The following is a 15,866-nucleotide window of genomic DNA, read 5'->3' as shown; positions in this document are numbered from 1 at the left end:
GTCCATCGGCCCCGGAGTGCGCGCCACGCACTCCGGGGCCGACGGGCATTCCCCGTCCGGGCACCCACGTCCGGACGTCTTCCGTAGGGCAAAGACAGGAATCAGCTATGCGACAGGTCACGCGCAAAGGCCTGATCACCGTGGCGGCCGCGACCGGCGTTCTCGCCGCGACCGGGGGCTACGCACACGCGGACTCGGGGGCCCGCGGCGGCAGTTCGGACTCGCCCGGCGTGCTGTCGGGCAACGCCGTCCAGCTTCCCGTGGACGCGCCGGTCAACGTGTGCGGCAACACCGTCAACGTGATCGGCGTCCTCAACCCGGCCATGGGCAACCGTTGCGTCAACGGCTCCCACGGCGGCGGCCACAAGGGTGGCGGCCATCAGGGCGGCGGTCACCAGAAGGGCGGCGGCGGGGCTCAGGCCGGCGGCCACACCGGCGGCTCGCCCGGCGTCGGCTCGGGCAACGACATCCAGCTGCCGATCGACGCCCCGGTCAACATCTGCGGCAACAGCGTCACCATCGGCGGCCTCGGCAACCCGGCCATGGGCAACGACTGCGCCAACGAGTCCGGCCCCGGGCACCCGGGCAAGCCGCACCACCCCGGCAAGCCGCATCACCCGGGCAAGCCCCACCACCCGGGCAAGCCGCATCACCCGGGGGGCCCGGACACTCCGGTCACGCCGGGCAGCTCGCAGGACCGGGCCATTCCGAACCACCCGGGCGCCCAGCAGGCCACCGAGCCCAAGGGCACCTCGCGGCTCGTGGCGCCCGAGGTGCCCACGCGGGTCGTGGAGCCGGCGGCGACGGCCCAGCTCGCCTCGACCGGCAGCGAGCTGCCGCTCGGCCTCGTCCTTCCGGCGGGCGCGGGCGCGCTGCTCGCGGGCGCCGTGCTCTACCGCAGGGCCCGGACGAACGTCTGAGCCGCCGCGTCGCGAGCACCTTGAGCCGCGTCACGAGCACATGGAACGGAGCGGGCCCGCCGGTCGCGGGGCCCGCTCCGTTCCGCGTCCGCGCCGCCGCGGGCCGTCACGGGGCGCGGCGGGGCGCCGCGGGGCCCCAGCGGGCAGCTCTCACCGGGCGACCCTCATGGGGCTGCCCTCACCAGGTGGCCCTCACCTGGCGGATGATCCGTCGCTTCAGCCGCACCCGGCGGCTGCCGTCGGGATGCAGCCTCAGACGGTCCAACTCCCAGTGTCCGTACTCCGCGTGGTCCGTCAGCAGACGCGTGGCTTCCTTGCGGGTGACCCCGCGCGGCACATACACGTCGACAAATTCGTATTCCGGCATCGCATCTATTGTGCGGGCATGGGCCCGGTACGGATAGCGTCTGCACTATGTCTGATGCTGCGCAGCCCACCGCTGCCGAGGTACGCGCCGCCGCCGAGGCGGTCAAGACCGCGCTCGACCGCCACCTGGCCGCGGTCGAACGCAGGTCGGGCGAGGACGATCCGGCCGTCTACGAAGCGTTCAACGAACTCGCCGCCGCGGCCGAGGAGTACGACGAACTCCTCTACGACCGCTACGACGAGGTCACGCCCTTCGAGATCCCCGGCACGGACGACGCGCTGCCGCCGTACCAGGGCCCGGAGGAGGCGAACGCGCTGAGCGTGCTGATCCGCCGCGACTACACGGTGGTGGAGTCGCAGCGGCTGCTCGCCCAGGCCCAGCGGGTCGCCGACCTCGACGCGGGCGGCAGGGGCTCGGGCGGCTCGGCCGACACCGTGCACAGCGCGCTCGGCGTCCTCTTCGGCGAGTTCGAACCGGACGAAATCTCCTCCCGGCACAAGGAGTTCGGCCTGGAGGAGGGTGACTCGACGCTCTGGGTCACCGCGGTGGACGGCCCCGCCGAGCCCGGGGAGTGGCTCGACGCCCCCTTCGACCAGGCGGATCCGCACCGGGTGGTGTGCCGCTTCGACGTCAGCGTGGTCTTCGACGACGAACTGGACGACGAGGGACTCCACGGGCTCGACGGACTCGACGCGGACGTCGACATCGATCCGGACGTGGCGGTGCCCCTCGACGAGATCGAGATCGAGGTCGATGCCGACGCCGACGCGGAGCCCGACTCCGATGACTCCGGCGCCGACCCCGGGCCGGACCCCGACTCCGACGTCCGGGGCGTCGGGAGAGCCGGTCGCTGACCGCCGCGCGCGCCCGCCGCTCCCTCGGGGCGGCGGGCGCGCGCACGGCGGGTGAGCGGGCGGCTCAGGACGTCGCGGCGGGCACCTGCGGGCGCAGCAGCGTCTGCAGCCGCGTCGTACGGTCCTTCCAGAGGCGCTCCGCCACCGCGCGCGGCAGCGCCTGCTCCACGCCCTGCACGACCGACAGATGGCGCTCCCCGCGGCTGAACGCGGTGTAGACCCACGGCCGGGTCAGCAGCTGCGCCGCGTCGCCCGGCAGCACCACGACCACCGCGGGCCAGCGCAGCCCCGCCGCCTGGTGCGCGGTGAGCGCCCACGCGTGCCGCACCTCCCGCTCCACCCGCTCCTTCGGTACGACGACGGGGGAGCCGTCGCACTCCAGGTGCAGGCCCTCCGCGTCCGCGCGCACCACCCGGCCGAGCGTCGTCCGGCCGGCCGCCGGGACGTGCGCGACCCGGTCGGCGGGGTCGAAGCCGCCGAACCTGCCGGGGCCGGGATTCAGCCTTTCCTTCAACGCGGCGTTGAGTGCGCGGGTGCCTGCGGCGCCACCGTGGCCGGGCGTGATGACCTGCGTCTGCTCGGCGGGCACCCCGATCGCCCGCGGCACCGAGTCCGCGACGAGCTGCACGGTGCGGTGGATCGCCTCGGGGGCGTCGCGCACCGGGACGAGGACGACCTCCTTGCCGGGCGCCTCGACCTGGTTCAGCTCGCCGATCGCGATGCCGGACGTCAGCTCCCCGACGGGGCCCGGGTCCGGGGTGCGCGAGACGACCTGCGGGCAGCAGCGCGCGGCGACGAGGTCGGCGAAGACCCGGCCCGGGCCCGCGGACCACAGCACCCCCGGGTCGCCGCTCAGCACCAGACGGGCCCCGTCCGGCAGCGACTCCACGAGCATGGCCGCGCTCTCCACGTCCAGCTGCGGCGCGTCCAGGACGATCAGGAGGTCGAGTGCGAACGCGCCGTCCGGGTCGCGGCCCGGGCCCTGGTCGCCGGAGAGCAGCCCCGCCACCGTCACCGCGGTCTCGTCCGAGCCGGTGGCGCGGGCGAGCCGGCGGCGGCCGTCGGCGCTGTGGGCCGCGGCGCACACCCGCAGGCCCAGCGACACCGCGGCGGCCGCCAGCGCGGCGGGCTCGGCGCGCGCCTCCTCGCCGCCGGAGTGCAGCACGAGGCCGTGCCCGGCGACCGAGCGGATCAGCTCGGCGGTGGACCCCGACGCCTGCGCGGCGGCGGCCTCCCAGTCGTCGGCCGCGGGGTCCGAACCGCTCTCGCCGGGGCGGGAGTTGACGACGCGGGCGAGGCCGTCGGCGAGGCTCTCCTCCGCGAGTGCGTACCGTTCGAGGCCGATCATGACGCGGACGGGGCGCTCCGGCTCCTGGCCCTCCTCGGCCCCCTCGTCCGCCGTGTCGTCCGCGCCCCCACCGCGCGCCTCTTCCTGCGCGCGCTGAACGGGCACGTCGGCGCCTTCGATGACGTCCTGGAAGACCAGTGCGTCGCCCTCGGTGAGTGCGCTCTGCACGGCGGCGTCCGGATCCGGCACCGCGCGCTGCCCCAGGGCGGCCGTCAGCGCGGCAAGGTCGAGCGCGGTGTGCCCCGCGACGGCGGCCTGCTCCAGGAGCCACACGGTGACCGCGCGGCCCCTGCGCTCGTCGTCCGGCCGGCACTCCGCGCCGAGCAGCGCCCGGGCGAACCCGTCGGCCTGCTCGGGCCGGACACCGGGGACCCGCAGCAACTGCCAGGGGTCGGCGCGCAGGTCTTCCTCGGCGCCCTCACCGAGCGCGGCGGCCGTCGGCTCGGCGAGCGCGGGCGGCGCGCCCCCTTCGGCGAGCACGGCGCGGACCGCCTCGACGGTCTCCGTCGCGGGCGCCCGCGACGCCGCGGGCTGCTGCGGACGCACGGGCTCGGGCGCGCGGGCCGGCGCGGGCCTGCGGGGCGCGGGGCCGGACTCCTGGAACGCGCTCGCGACGGGCTTCTCGCCGCTCTCCACGGCGCGCACGGCGGCCAGCAGGTCGGCGGCGGTGCCGCTCAGCTTCGTACCGGCCTCGATCGGCGCCTGCTTCGACGCCTTCCGCTGCTCGATGCGCTCCCGCAGCTCGCGCTGCGCGGCGATCTCGGCCTCGGTCTCGGACAGTTGCTCGGAGCTCTCCCCCTCGGACGCGCCCTTGTCGTCGGCGTCAGCGGAGACGTCCGGGTTGTCGGCGTCGTCGGCGTCGTCAGCGTCGTCAGCGTCGTCGGCGTCCTCGGCGGGCGCACCGTCCTGCGCGGCTTCGGCGTCCTCGGTCTCGTCGACCGGCGCGGTCTCGTCCGGAGTGGGCTCGGAGTCGTCCGCGGCCCCGCCCTCCGGCGTCCCCGGCGTGGCGTCCTCCGTGGCGGCGGGTTCCGTACTCACAGCGTGCTCCAGTCGTGATCGGGATAGCGGTGCACGGGCGCCGACACGTCGTCGAGCGCCCGGCAGATCTCGTCAGGAAGACTAAGGGTCTCCACTGACAATGCGGCCGTGAGCTGCTGCGCGTTGCGCGCGCCGACGATCGGGGCGCTCACTCCGGGGCGGTCGCGCACCCAGGCGAGGGCGACCTGCAGCGGGGTCGCCGAGAGCCCGTCGGCGGCCGTCGCGACCGCGTCGACGATGCGGCTCGCGGTGTCGTCGAGGTACGGCGCCACGAAGGGCGCCATCTGGTCGGAGCCGCCGCGCGAGTCGGCCGGGGTGGCGTGCCGGTACTTGCCGGTGAGCACGCCCCGGCCGAGCGGCGACGAGGGCAGCAGGCCCACGCCCAGGTCGACGGCGGCGGGCAGCACCTCGCGCTCGACGCCGCGCTGCAGCAGGGAGTACTCCATCTGCGTACCGGCCAGGCGGGTGCGGGTGCCCGGCTGGGCGAGCTGCCACGTGGCGGCCTTGGCGAGCTGCCAGCCGCTGAAGTTGGAGACCCCCGCATAGCGGGCCCGCCCGCTGGTCACCGCTATGTCGAGGGCCTGCAGGGTCTCTTCGAGCGGGGTGTCCGGGTCGAAGGCGTGCACCTGCCACAGGTCCACGTAATCCGTGCCGAGGCGGGTCAGCGACGCGTCGAGCGCCGCGAGCAGATGGCCGCGCGAGCCGTCGATGCGCCGCTCGGGGTCCGGCACGCTGCCCGCCTTGGTCGCGATGACCAGGTCGCGCCGCGGCACGAGCCGCTCCATCAGGCGTCCGAGCAGGTACTCGGCCTCCCCGTCGCCGTACACGTCGGCCGTGTCGACGAGGGTGCCGCCCGCCTCCCAGAACACCTTCAACAGGTCGGCGGCGTCGTTCTCCTCGATGTGGCCCCAGGTGAGGGTCCCGAGTCCGATGCGGGACACGCGCAGGCCGGTGCGGCCGAGATGCCTCTGCTCCATGGGCGCTGAGATTACTGGCCGGGCCCCGGTGGCGGGCGGGGCTGTGGACAAGCCGGTGATTGTGGAGAACCGGGCCACCCGTTCCCTGCGGCACTGACGGACGCGGCACTGACGGATGCGGCACCGCGCGCTACAGTCCCCGGCACAGGGACGTTACTCATGAGTACAGCGGTAAGGGGATCGGTCATGCAGCTCGGGATCAACCTCGGCTACTGGGGCGCCGGGATGGACGCGGACAATCTCGCCGTCGCCAAGGAGGCCGACAGGCTGGGCTATGCGGTCTGCTGGGCCGCCGAGGCGTACGGCTCGGACGCCGCGACGGTGCTGTCCTGGGTGGCGGCGCAGACCGAACGCATCGACATCGGGTCCGCGATCTTCCAGATCCCGGCGCGGCAGCCCGCGATGACGGCGATGACGGCCGCCACCCTGGACTCGCTCTCCGGCGGCCGGTTCCGGCTCGGCCTCGGCGTCTCGGGCCCGCAGGTCTCCGAGGGCTGGTACGGCGTCAAGTTCGACAAGCCGCTGGCGCGCACCCGGGAGTACGTGGAGATCGTCCGCAAGGCGATGACCCGCGAGCGCCTCTCCTACGAGGGCGAGCACTGGACGCTGCCGCTGCCCGGCGGCCCCGGCAAGCCCATCAAGCTGACCGTCCACCCGCAGCGCGAGCACATCCCGCTGTACGTCGCCGCGATCGGCCCGAAGAACCTGGAGCAGACCGGCGAGATCGCCGACGGCGCCCTGCTGATCTTCCCGGCCGCCGAGCACCTGGAGGACACCGCGGTCCGCCACCTGCGCGCCGGGCGCGAGAAGGCGGGGAAGACGATGGACGGCTTCGACGTCGTCCCGACGCTGCCGCTGGCCGTGGGCGAGGACTCCCGGGTCGACGCGCTCGCCGACATGTTCCGGCCGTACACCGCGCTCTATGTGGGCGGCATGGGCAGCCGCAAGCAGAACTTCTACAACCAGCTCGCGCAGCGCATGGGGTACGAGAAGGAGGCCGCCGAGATCCAGGACAAGTACCTGGGCGGCGACAAGGACGGGGCGGCCGCGGCCGTGCCGCAACAGCTGATCGACTCGACCACGCTGCTCGGTTCCGTCGAGCGCATCGCCGACCGGATGCAGGCCTACGCCGCCGCGGGTGTCACCACACTCACGCTGGCCCCCGCGGGCTTCACGCTGGAGGAGCGGCTCACCGCGCTGCGCGCCGGCACCGAGGCCCTGGAGCGCGCCGGTCTCGCGTAGCCGAAGGCTGGGGGAGGGGGAGAGAAGTCCGCGGCCGTGGTGGGGGCTCGGGGGGTCTTCCCCGCCACGGCCGTCACGGGGAACAACGCGTCACGGGGCCCGCGGTTACGGCCTCGTGGCGGCGGCGTGTCCTTCGTTCGGCGGAGCGGACCACTACAGCTGTTGCCCGATGGGGCACCTCGGACTTGAGTGATCTCTGCGGAGGTTCCCGCACAGGGCATGGAGGTGCCAGTGATGCTGTCGGCCAAGAGTGTCTTCGGGGAGATCCTCGACGACGACGAGTCGTTCCGGCTCTTCTGCTCCATCGCCGCCGGCGGCGAAGCGCAGGGCGGCTGGGAGAACGGCCGCATCGCCGCCCTCGTACCGCCGGGCGAGCGCACGCTCGCCCCGAAGATCGCCCGGCACGGCGCCGACGAGGACAAGCATGGCAGGATCTTCCAGGCGCTCATGAAGAAGCGCGGGCTGCAACCGGTCGACGTCCCGCACGACACCGACTACACGATGCTCCTGGAGAAGCACGGCATCGGCCTCGCGCACGAGCGCCTGAAGACCGACGAGCCGCTCGCCGTGCAGGACATCGTCACCTACCTCGCCCACAGCAGGGTCACCGAGCAGCGCGCATCCGAGCAGATGCGGCTGCTGCTCAAGTACTTCGCCGACCACCCCGACATCGGCCGCGCGGTGCGGATGATCTCGCACGACGAGGACAACCATCTGGCGTACTGCCACGAGGAGTTGCTCCGGTTCGCGTACGCCGGACACGGCCGCGCCATCCAGCGCACCCTGCACGCCTGCGCCCTCGCCGAGATCCGCATCTACCGCGACGTGAGCCTCGCCGTGATGGACCGGATGGGGCGCATCCTGCACTGGCCGCACGCCAAACGGCAGCTGCTCACCGCGGGCATCCACACCCTGTACGGGTACGAGCGGGCCGGCGGCTGGCGGCGGATGGTCTCCCTGAAGACGCCGGCCCGGCGCGACGCCCTGGGCGGCCCTGCCGCACCGGCACCCGAGTTCGCCTGACACCCGCCCCGGGGAAGGCGCTTACAGCCAGCCGCGGCGCTTGAACATCCGGTACAGGACGACCTCCAGGACGGCCATCAGCAGGATCACCGCCGGGTACGTCCACCACCAGTGCAGCTCGGGCATGTGGTCGAAGTTCATGCCGTAGACGCCCGCGATCATCGTGGGGACCGCCGCCATCGCCGCCCACGCCGAGATCTTCCGCATGTCGTCGTTCTGCCGCACGCTCATCTGCGCCAGATGCGCGGACAGGATGTCGGACACCAGCCGGTCCAGGCCCTCCACCGACTCGTTGACGCGCGTAAGGTGGTCGTTGACGTCCCGGAAGAAGGGCTGCGCCGTCTCGTCCACGAAGGGCACGGACGGGGCGTACGGGCCCGCTCCGGAGAGGCGTGCCACGGGCAGCGCCAGCGGCCCGGTCGCCCTGCGGAACTCCAGGATCTGCCGCTTGAAGGTGTAGATCCGCGACGCCGTGTTCCGCGACGCGCTGCCGCCGTCCGGCGAGAAGACCTCCGCCTCCAGGACCTCCAGGTCGGCCTGCAACTCGTCGGCGACCTCCAGATAGTGGTCCACGGAGGCGTCGGCGATCGAGTACAGGACGGCTGTCGGACCGTGCTTGAGGACGTCGGGGTCGGCCTCCAGGCGGTGCCGTACGACACCGAGCGGCGCACCCTCGCCGTGCCGGACGGTCACCACGAACGAGTCGCCCATGAAGATCATGACCTCGCCGGAGGAGACCGTGTCGCTGTCCTGCTCGTACACGACCGGCTTGAGGACCATGAACACCGAGTCGTCGTAGACCTCCAGCTTCGGCCGCTGATGGGCCTTGAGGGCGTCCTCGACGGCCAGCGGATGCAGCCCGAACTCCTGACTGACCTTGGCGAACTCCTTCTCGGTCGGTTCGTGCAGCCCGATCCACACGAACGCGTTCTGCTCCGCCCGTGCCTCGTCCAGGGCGTCGGAGAAGTCCTCGGGGCCCTCGGTCCGGCGGCCCTCCCGGTAGATGGCGCAGTCGACGATCACATCGCGCATTCTCCCCAACCCGTCCGGGCGCCGCACCCCCTCGGCCGCTTAGGCTGAACGGCATGCCCACGCTGATCCTCGTCCGGCACGGACGTTCCACGGCCAACACCGCCGGTCTGCTCGCCGGGTGGACCCCCGGCGTGGCCCTCGACGAGCGCGGCACCGCGCAGGCCGCCGCGCTCCCCGGGCGGCTCGCCCCGCTGTCGATCTCCGAGGTCGTCACGAGCCCGCTGCAGCGCTGCCGGGAGACCGTCGCGCCGCTGCTCGCCGCCCGGCCCGGACTCCAGGCGCACCAGGAGGACCGCATCGGCGAGTGCGACTACGGCGACTGGTCCGGCCGCAAGCTCGCCGAACTCGCCGACGAGCCGCTGATGGAGGTCGTCCAGCGGCACCCGTCGGCCGCCGCGTTCCCCGGCGGCGAGTCCATGCGGGCCATGCAGACACGGGCGGCCGAGGCGGTCCGCGAGTGGAACGCGCGCGTGGAGCGCGAGCACGGCGAGGACGCCGCCTACCTGATGTGCTCGCACGGCGACATCATCAAGTCCCTTGTCGCGGAGGCCCTCGGGCTCCACCTCGACCTCTTCCAGCGCATCTCCGTGGAGCCCTGTTCCGTCACCGTGATCCGCTACACGCGGCTGCGCCCCTTCCTCGTACGCCTGGGGGACACCGGTGACTTCGCCTCGCTCGCGCCGCGCGAGGAGCCGCCGGGCGACGACGCGACGGTGGGGGGCGGTGCGGGCGCACCGTGATCGTCACGCGCAGTAGGGTGAACCGGGCTGGAACAGCCCTCCGTACTTTGCAGTCGATCAATGGAGACAGGACGTGTCCCGTCAGGTGTTCCTCTACGACCCGCCGGAGCGTTTCGTCGCGGGAACGGTCGGGCTGCCCGGACGGCGTACCTTCTTCCTCCAGGCCTCCGCGGGGATGCGGGTGACCAGTGTCGCCCTGGAGAAGACCCAGGTGGCCGCGCTCGCCGAGCGCATGGAGGAGCTCCTCGACGAGGTCGTGCGCCGCAGCGGGGGCAGCGCCGCGGTACCCGCCGTCACCCCCTCCGAGGTCGCCGACAGCGCGCCGCTCGACTCGCCCGTCGAGGAGGAGTTCCGCGTCGGCACGATGGCGCTCGCCTGGGACGGCGAGGAGGAGCGGATGATCGTCGAGGCGCAGGCGCTCGTCGAGCTGGACGCGGACTCCGAGGACGACCTCGCCGAGGCGGAGGAAAGGCTTCTGCAGGACGAGGAGAACGGCCCGCCGATGCTCCGGGTCCGGCTCACCGGGGCGCAGGCCCGTGCCTTCGCCAAGCGCGCCCTCGACGTCGTCAACGCAGGCCGCCCGCCGTGCCCGCTGTGCAGCCTCCCGCTCGACCCGGAAGGACACGTATGCCCGCGCCAGAACGGATACCGGCGGGGAGCGTGAGCGCCGACGCCGTTCCGCTCCTCACTCACGGGGAGCTGACCGTGCGCGGGCGCATCCGGGAGGCCTCGAACGCGGTGCTGTACTGCACGGTCGCGTACGAGGGCCGGGAGGCCGCCTGCGTCTACAAGCCGGTCGCCGGGGAGCGCCCGCTGTGGGACTTCCCCGACGGCACGCTCGCGCAGCGCGAGGTCGCCGCGTACGAGGTGTCGCTGGCCACCGGCTGGGATCTGGTGCCGCCGACCGTGCTGCGGGAGGGGCCGCACGGCGAGGGCATGTGCCAGCTGTGGATCGAGGGCTCCGACGACGTGGAGCTGCTCGCCCTGGTCGACGGCGATGAGCCGGGCGAGGGCTGGAAGGCGGTCGGTCTCGCGCAGGTCGACGAGGAGCGGACGGCGCTCCTGGTGCACGTGGACGACGCGCGGCTGCGCCGGCTCGCCGTCCTCGACGCCGTGATCAACAACAGCGACCGCAAGGGCGGCCACCTGCTGGCGTCCGGCGGCCACCTCTGGGGCATCGACCACGGGGTCACCTTCCACGCCGAGAACAAGCTGCGGACGCTGCTGTGGGGGTGGGCGGGGGAGCCCCTGACGGAGGAGGCCGTCGAGGTCCTTCAGGGCCTGCGGGACGGCCTCAAGGAGGGCGCCGCGCTGGCCGAGCGGCTGGCCCCGCTGATCACCGGGGCGGAGACCGAGGCCCTGCGCGCCCGGGTGGCGGAGCTGCTGAGGTCGGGGCGGCACCCGGAGCCCGCGGGGGACTGGCCGCCGATTCCCTGGCCGCCCGTATAGCCCCACCGGCGGCTCCACGGCACCCCCGCACATCTGTCGGCACCCCTGCACATCCGTCGCGCTCGCGCAAGAGTGACCAACCGGCCACCGTTTCGTTGATCCCCACTCGTATGCGGACGCCCCGTCCGGTTAGGCTCATGGCATGCATGCCTGGCCCGCTTCTGAGGTCCCCGCCCTTCCTGGCAAGGGCCGCGACCTCCGGATCCACGACACCGCGACCGGTGAGCTCGTCACCCTCGACCCCGGTCCCGTCGCCCGTATCTACGTCTGCGGCATCACCCCGTATGACGCGACCCATATGGGTCACGCGGCGACCTACAACGCGTTCGACCTCGTGCAGCGCGTGTGGCTCGACACCAAGCGGCAGGTTCACTACGTCCAGAACGTGACCGACGTGGACGACCCGCTCCTGGAACGCGCCAACCGCGACGGCAAGGACTGGGTGGAGCTCGCCGAGGGCGAGACCGCGCTCTTCCGTGAGGACATGACCGCGCTGCGGCTCCTGCCGCCGCAGCACTACATCGGAGCCGTCGAGGCGATACCCGGCATCGTGCCGCTCGTCGAACGGCTCCGCGACATGGGCGCCGCCTACGAACTCGAGGGCGACGTCTACTTCTCCGTCGAGTCCGACCCCCACTTCGGGGAGGTGTCCGGGCTCGACACGGCCGCGATGAAGCTGCTCTCCGCCGAGCGCGGCGGCGACCCGGAACGACCGGGCAAGAAGAACCCGCTCGACCCGATGCTCTGGATGGCGGCCCGCGAGGGCGAGCCGAGCTGGGACGGCGCCAGCCTGGGCCGTGGCCGGCCCGGCTGGCACATCGAGTGTGTGGCCATCGCCCTGGAACACCTGGGGATGGGCTTCGACGTGCAGGGCGGGGGGTCGGATCTCGCCTTCCCGCACCACGAGATGGGCGCGTCCCACGCCCAGGCGCTGACCGGGGAGTTCCCCTTCGCCAAGGCGTACGTGCACGCGGGCATGGTCGCCCTGGACGGCGCGAAGATGTCGAAGTCCAAGGGCAACCTCGTCTTCGTCTCGCGGCTGCGGCGCGACGGGGTCGACCCGGCGGCGATCCGGCTCGCGCTGCTCGCGCACCACTACCGGGCGGACTGGGAGTGGACGGACGCGGTGCTCGACGAGGCCGTCGCACGGCTCGGGCGCTGGCGTGCGGCCGTGTCCCGTCCCGACGGGCCCGGCGCCGACGCGCTCGTCGAGGAGATCCGCGAGGCCCTCGCGGACGACCTGGACGCACCGGCCGCGCTCGCCGCAGTCGACCGCTGGGCCGCGGGGCAGGCTGCCGCCGGCGGAACGGACGAGGGCGCGCCCGGCGTTGTCTCCCGCGCCGTCGACGCGTTGCTTGGCGTGGCCTTGTAGCGGTTGGGCCCGCGTTCTCCTTGCTGTCGTCCGGCGCTGAGGTCTGTCGCCCTCCGGGCTCGTCCTCAAGCGTCGGACGGGCTTGAAGCTTCGCCGGCGTCCTGCTGGAAGGGCTGTCGTCCTGTGCGAGGCCGATCGTCTTTCGGCTCGTCCTCAAGCGCCGGACGGGTTGAAGCTTCGCCGGCCCGGCTGAAAACGGTCCGGCGCCGGTGGGTCGCTTCGGGAAATCCAGGAGTGGCCCAGCAAAGTCCATGGCCCCGGGGCCAGTTCCCGCGCTAGACCTCCGCCATGAGATCTTCCACGCGCTTCAGATCGGTGGCCGCCGCCGCTTTCCTGGGCCTGCTCGCCGTGTTCGCCGGGCCCGGTGGCGGGGCCGCGGAGGCCGCCGACGAACCCGCGACCACCGTCGGCGACGTCACCGGATTCGCCCACGAGGGGCCCGTCTACCGTCTGTCCGCGGGCAAGGCCGAGGCCCGCGTCAGCTTCGTGTCGGCCGAGACGTTCCGGCTCGAACTCGCGCCGGACGGGAAGTTCACCGACCCCGCCGGCAAGGACATCGTCCTGCCGCAGGGCAAGGCGCCGCGCACCAAGTGGGCGGACAAGGGCGACCGTTACGAGCTGCGCACCTCCGCCGTGACCCTGCGCGCCTACAAGTCGCCGCTCCGGTTCGCGCTGTACCGCGCCGACGGGAGCCGGATCTGGGCCGAGTCCAAGGGGCTCTCCTGGACGAAGGACGCCACCACGCAGAGCCTCGCGCGCGGCGCCGACGAGCAGTTCTACGGCGCCGGGATGCAGAACGGGCGCGGCAACACCTCGCACCGCGGCAAGAAGGTCGAGGTCGGCGTCGACTACAACTGGGACGACGGCGGGCACCCCAACTCCGTGCCCTTCTACCTGTCTTCGGCCGGATACGGCGTCTTCCGGAACACCTACGCGCCCAACACCTATGACTTCGCCGAGCCCGTGACCGCCACCGCGAAGGAACAGCGCTTCGACGCCTACTACTTCGCGGGGCGCGGCGACGACGCGGCCAAGGACGTCATCGGGCAGTACACGAAGCTCACCGGCAAGCCCTTCATGCCGCCCGTCTACGGCATGGAGATCGGTGACGCCGACTGCTATCTGCACAACGCCAACCGGGGGGAACGCCACACCCTGGACGCCCTCGACGTCGCCGACGGCTACGTCGAGAACGACATGCCCAACGGCTGGATGCTCGTCAACGACGGCTACGGCTGCGGTTACGAGAACCTCTCCGAGGTCTCCAAGGGCCTCGCCGAGCGCAAGATGAAGATGGGCCTGTGGACCGAGGACGGCCTCGACAAGATCGCCGAGCAGGTCAAGGCGGGCCAGCGCGTCGCCAAGCTGGACGTCGCCTGGGTCGGCGACGGCTACAAGAAGGCGCTCGACGGCTGCAAGGACGCGTACCAGGGCATCGAGGACAACAGCGACGCCCGCGGCTTCACCTGGGCGCCGGAGAGCTGGTCGGGCGCGCAGCGCTGCGGTGTGCAGTGGTCCGGCGACCAGAGCGGCAGCTGGGAGTACATCCGCTGGCAGATCCCCACGTACGCCGGATCCACGATGTCCGGCATGGCCTATACGACCGGTGACGTCGACGGCATCTTCGGCGGCAGCCCCAAGACGTACGTACGCGATCTGCAGTGGAAGATGTTCCTGCCCGTCACGATGACGATGGACGGCTGGGCCGCCAGCGACAAGCAGCCCTTCCGCCAGGGCGAGCCCTACACCTCCATCAACCGCAGGTACCTGAAGCTGCACGAGTCGCTGCTGCCCTACCTCTACTCGTACGCCCACGAGGCGACCAAGACCGGCGTGGGCGCGGTGCGGCCGCTGGCCCTGGAGTACCCGGACGACCCGAAGGCCGCCACCGACGCCGCCAAGTACGAGTTCCTGACCGGCGAGGACTTCCTCGTCGCGCCCGTGTACAAGGACACCGCCACGCGCGACGGCATCTACCTGCCCAAGGGCACCTGGACCGACTACTGGACCGGGCGGACCTACCAGGGGCCGACCACCGTCGACGGCTACAGCGCGCCCCTCGACACCCTGCCGCTGTTCGTGAAGGGCGGCGCGAGCGTGCCGATGTGGCCGGGCGGCATCCGCTCCCACCAGGACCGGAAGGCCGACTCGCCGCTCGCCTGGGACATCTACCCGCAGGGCCGCTCCTCCTTCGAGCTGTACGAGGACGACGGCGTGACCCGGCAGCACCGCGACGGCCGGTACGCCACGCAGCGCGCGGACGTGCGGGCACCGCGCTCGGGCGCGGGTGACGTGAGCGTGCGGATCGGCGCGAGCAAGGGCCGGTTCGAGGGCAAGGCGTCGAGCCGGCCCTACGCGTTCACCCTGCACACCGGGGACGCGCCGAGCCGGGTCGGGCTCGACGGGCACCGGCTGCCGCGGCTCACGTCGAAGAGCGCGTACGACAAGGCCGCGCAGGGCTGGTTCTACGACAAGGACGACCGGGGCGGGGTCGTGCGGGTGAAGACGGCGTCCCGCCGCACCGACCGCTCCTTCGAGCTGACCCTCGACGACACCAGCGCCGTCGGCGGCGCCGTGCCCGGCGCCAGTGCCGCGGTGAGCGTCCCGGCCGGCCAGGAGCTCGGCGCGGGCACGCCCGGCAAGGTCGCCGTCGACGTCACGGCGGGCACGAAGGACGCCACCGGCGTCGAGGTCACCCTCGACGCCCCGAAGGGGTGGACCGTACAGGCGGCGAAGGCCGACCGCGTGCGCGCGGGCGCCACGCGCCGCGTCGAGCTGGCCGTCACCCCGGCCAAGGACGCCGACCCCGGTGACCTGCCGCTCACCGCGCGCGCCCGTTACCGCTCGGCGGGCCAGGAACGCACCGCCACCGGACGGTTCGCGCTCGGCGTGATGCCCGAGGCGCCCGGCAAGGACACCTGGGCGAGCGACATGGCGTGGCTGAAGTCCACCAACGGCTACGGCCCCGCCGAACACGACCGCAGCAACGGCGAGTCGGCCGCGGGCGACGGCAAGACGCTGACCCTCGCCGGAAGGACGTACGAGAAGGGCATCGGCACGCACGCCGACTCCGAGATCGAGGTCTACGCGGGCGGCCGGTGCACGAAGTTCACCGCGGACGCCGGCATCGACGACGAGATCAACGGCTACGGGGAGGTGGCCTTCTCGGTCGAGGCCGACGGCAAGGTGCTGTGGACCTCGCCGAAGGTGACGGGCGCCTCGGCGACTGTGCCGGTCGACGTCGACGTGCGCGGGGCCCGGCACGTGCGGTTGAAGGTGAGTGACACCAACGGTTCCAAGAGCGGGGACCACGCGGACTGGGCGGGGGCCCGGTTCACCTGCGCGTAGCGCACGTCAGCACGGACAGAGGGGCGGGGCCCGACGGGGGCGCCCCCCGTGTGGGGTGGCGGGGCGCAGTGGGCCGGGGGAACAGCCCGGCCGGGCCGGCCGGGACGGCCAGGCGGGGCCGGGCGGCGCCCCGGGCCGCGGGGACGTCGCGCGCGG

General features: G+C 72.9%; 13 protein-coding genes. 9 read left to right on the top strand and 4 right to left on the bottom strand.

Features of this window, described 5'->3' with window-relative positions; translation table 11 throughout:
- Positions 1-107: 107 nt before the first annotated feature.
- Entirely contained in the window at positions 108-920 is an 813-nt protein-coding gene (locus tag ACFYO9_RS34985) for a chaplin (RefSeq protein ID WP_358709719.1), read from the top strand.
- A 178-nt stretch (positions 921-1,098) separates the two neighbouring features.
- Here ACFYO9_RS34985 and ACFYO9_RS34980 read toward each other — a convergent pair whose 3' ends face one another.
- Positions 1,099-1,287, bottom strand: coding sequence for a DUF5703 family protein (locus ACFYO9_RS34980; RefSeq protein WP_355810220.1), 189 nt, complete (start codon positions 1,285-1,287; stop codon positions 1,099-1,101).
- Between the two features lie 47 nt (positions 1,288-1,334).
- Here ACFYO9_RS34980 and ACFYO9_RS34975 point away from each other — a divergent pair, with 47 nt between their 5' ends.
- On the top strand, positions 1,335-2,141 hold the full coding sequence (locus ACFYO9_RS34975; protein WP_358777939.1) for a hypothetical protein: 807 nt from the start codon (positions 1,335-1,337) through the stop codon (positions 2,139-2,141).
- A gap of 64 nt (positions 2,142-2,205) precedes the next feature.
- Here ACFYO9_RS34975 and ACFYO9_RS34970 read toward each other — a convergent pair whose 3' ends face one another.
- Entirely contained in the window at positions 2,206-4,527 is a 2,322-nt protein-coding gene (locus ACFYO9_RS34970) for a helix-hairpin-helix domain-containing protein (RefSeq protein ID WP_358777938.1), read from the bottom strand.
- Positions 4,524-5,504 carry an aldo/keto reductase gene (locus ACFYO9_RS34965; RefSeq protein WP_355810229.1) on the bottom strand — a complete coding sequence of 327 codons (981 nt, stop codon included), beginning with the start codon at positions 5,502-5,504 and terminating at the stop codon, positions 4,524-4,526. Before ACFYO9_RS34965 ends, ACFYO9_RS34970 begins: the two co-directional genes overlap by 4 nt.
- 186 nt (positions 5,505-5,690) lie before the next feature.
- Between ACFYO9_RS34965 and ACFYO9_RS34960 the strand changes: the two genes are divergently transcribed.
- The gene (locus tag ACFYO9_RS34960) at positions 5,691-6,746 is read left to right on the top strand and encodes an LLM class F420-dependent oxidoreductase (RefSeq protein WP_358709715.1); all 1,056 of its coding nucleotides are present in this window, start codon (positions 5,691-5,693) and stop codon (positions 6,744-6,746) included.
- 234 nt (positions 6,747-6,980) lie between these two features.
- Entirely contained in the window at positions 6,981-7,769 is a 789-nt protein-coding gene (locus ACFYO9_RS34955) for a ferritin-like domain-containing protein (RefSeq protein ID WP_358777937.1), read from the top strand.
- Between the two features lie 21 nt (positions 7,770-7,790).
- Here the strand turns inward: ACFYO9_RS34955 and corA are convergent, their stop codons facing one another.
- Positions 7,791-8,792, bottom strand: a complete 1,002-nt coding sequence (corA, locus tag ACFYO9_RS34950) for a magnesium/cobalt transporter CorA (protein WP_355810620.1) — start codon at positions 8,790-8,792, stop codon at positions 7,791-7,793.
- A 62-nt stretch (positions 8,793-8,854) separates the two neighbouring features.
- On the opposite strand from corA, the gene ACFYO9_RS34945 reads away from it, so the two are divergent.
- The 5 genes from ACFYO9_RS34945 (at position 8,855) to ACFYO9_RS34925 (ending at position 15,710) form a co-directional block, all read left to right on the top strand.
- Complete coding sequence (locus ACFYO9_RS34945; RefSeq protein ID WP_358777936.1) at positions 8,855-9,541, top strand: histidine phosphatase family protein; 687 nt, start codon at positions 8,855-8,857, stop codon at positions 9,539-9,541.
- Positions 9,542-9,614: 73 nt separating this feature from the next.
- Positions 9,615-10,205 carry a DUF3090 domain-containing protein gene (locus tag ACFYO9_RS34940; RefSeq protein WP_355810240.1) on the top strand — a complete coding sequence of 197 codons (591 nt, stop codon included), beginning with the start codon at positions 9,615-9,617 and terminating at the stop codon, positions 10,203-10,205.
- The gene (locus ACFYO9_RS34935; protein ID WP_358777935.1) at positions 10,169-10,990 is read left to right on the top strand and encodes an SCO1664 family protein; all 822 of its coding nucleotides are present in this window, start codon (positions 10,169-10,171) and stop codon (positions 10,988-10,990) included. Before ACFYO9_RS34940 ends, ACFYO9_RS34935 begins: the two co-directional genes overlap by 37 nt.
- Positions 10,991-11,132: 142 nt before the next feature.
- On the top strand, positions 11,133-12,362 hold the full coding sequence (gene mshC / locus ACFYO9_RS34930; RefSeq protein ID WP_355810244.1) for a cysteine--1-D-myo-inosityl 2-amino-2-deoxy-alpha-D-glucopyranoside ligase: 1,230 nt from the start codon (positions 11,133-11,135) through the stop codon (positions 12,360-12,362).
- A 288-nt stretch (positions 12,363-12,650) separates the two neighbouring features.
- Positions 12,651-15,710, top strand: a complete 3,060-nt coding sequence (locus ACFYO9_RS34925) for an NPCBM/NEW2 domain-containing protein (protein WP_358777934.1) — start codon at positions 12,651-12,653, stop codon at positions 15,708-15,710.
- Positions 15,711-15,866 lie beyond the last annotated feature (156 nt).

This window comes from Streptomyces sp. NPDC005863, from assembly GCF_042871345.1.
Classification (GTDB): Bacteria; Actinomycetota; Actinomycetes; order Streptomycetales; family Streptomycetaceae; genus Streptomyces.
Note: the sequence above shows the minus strand (reverse complement) of the source record. Positions and strands in the feature narration are given on the sequence as shown.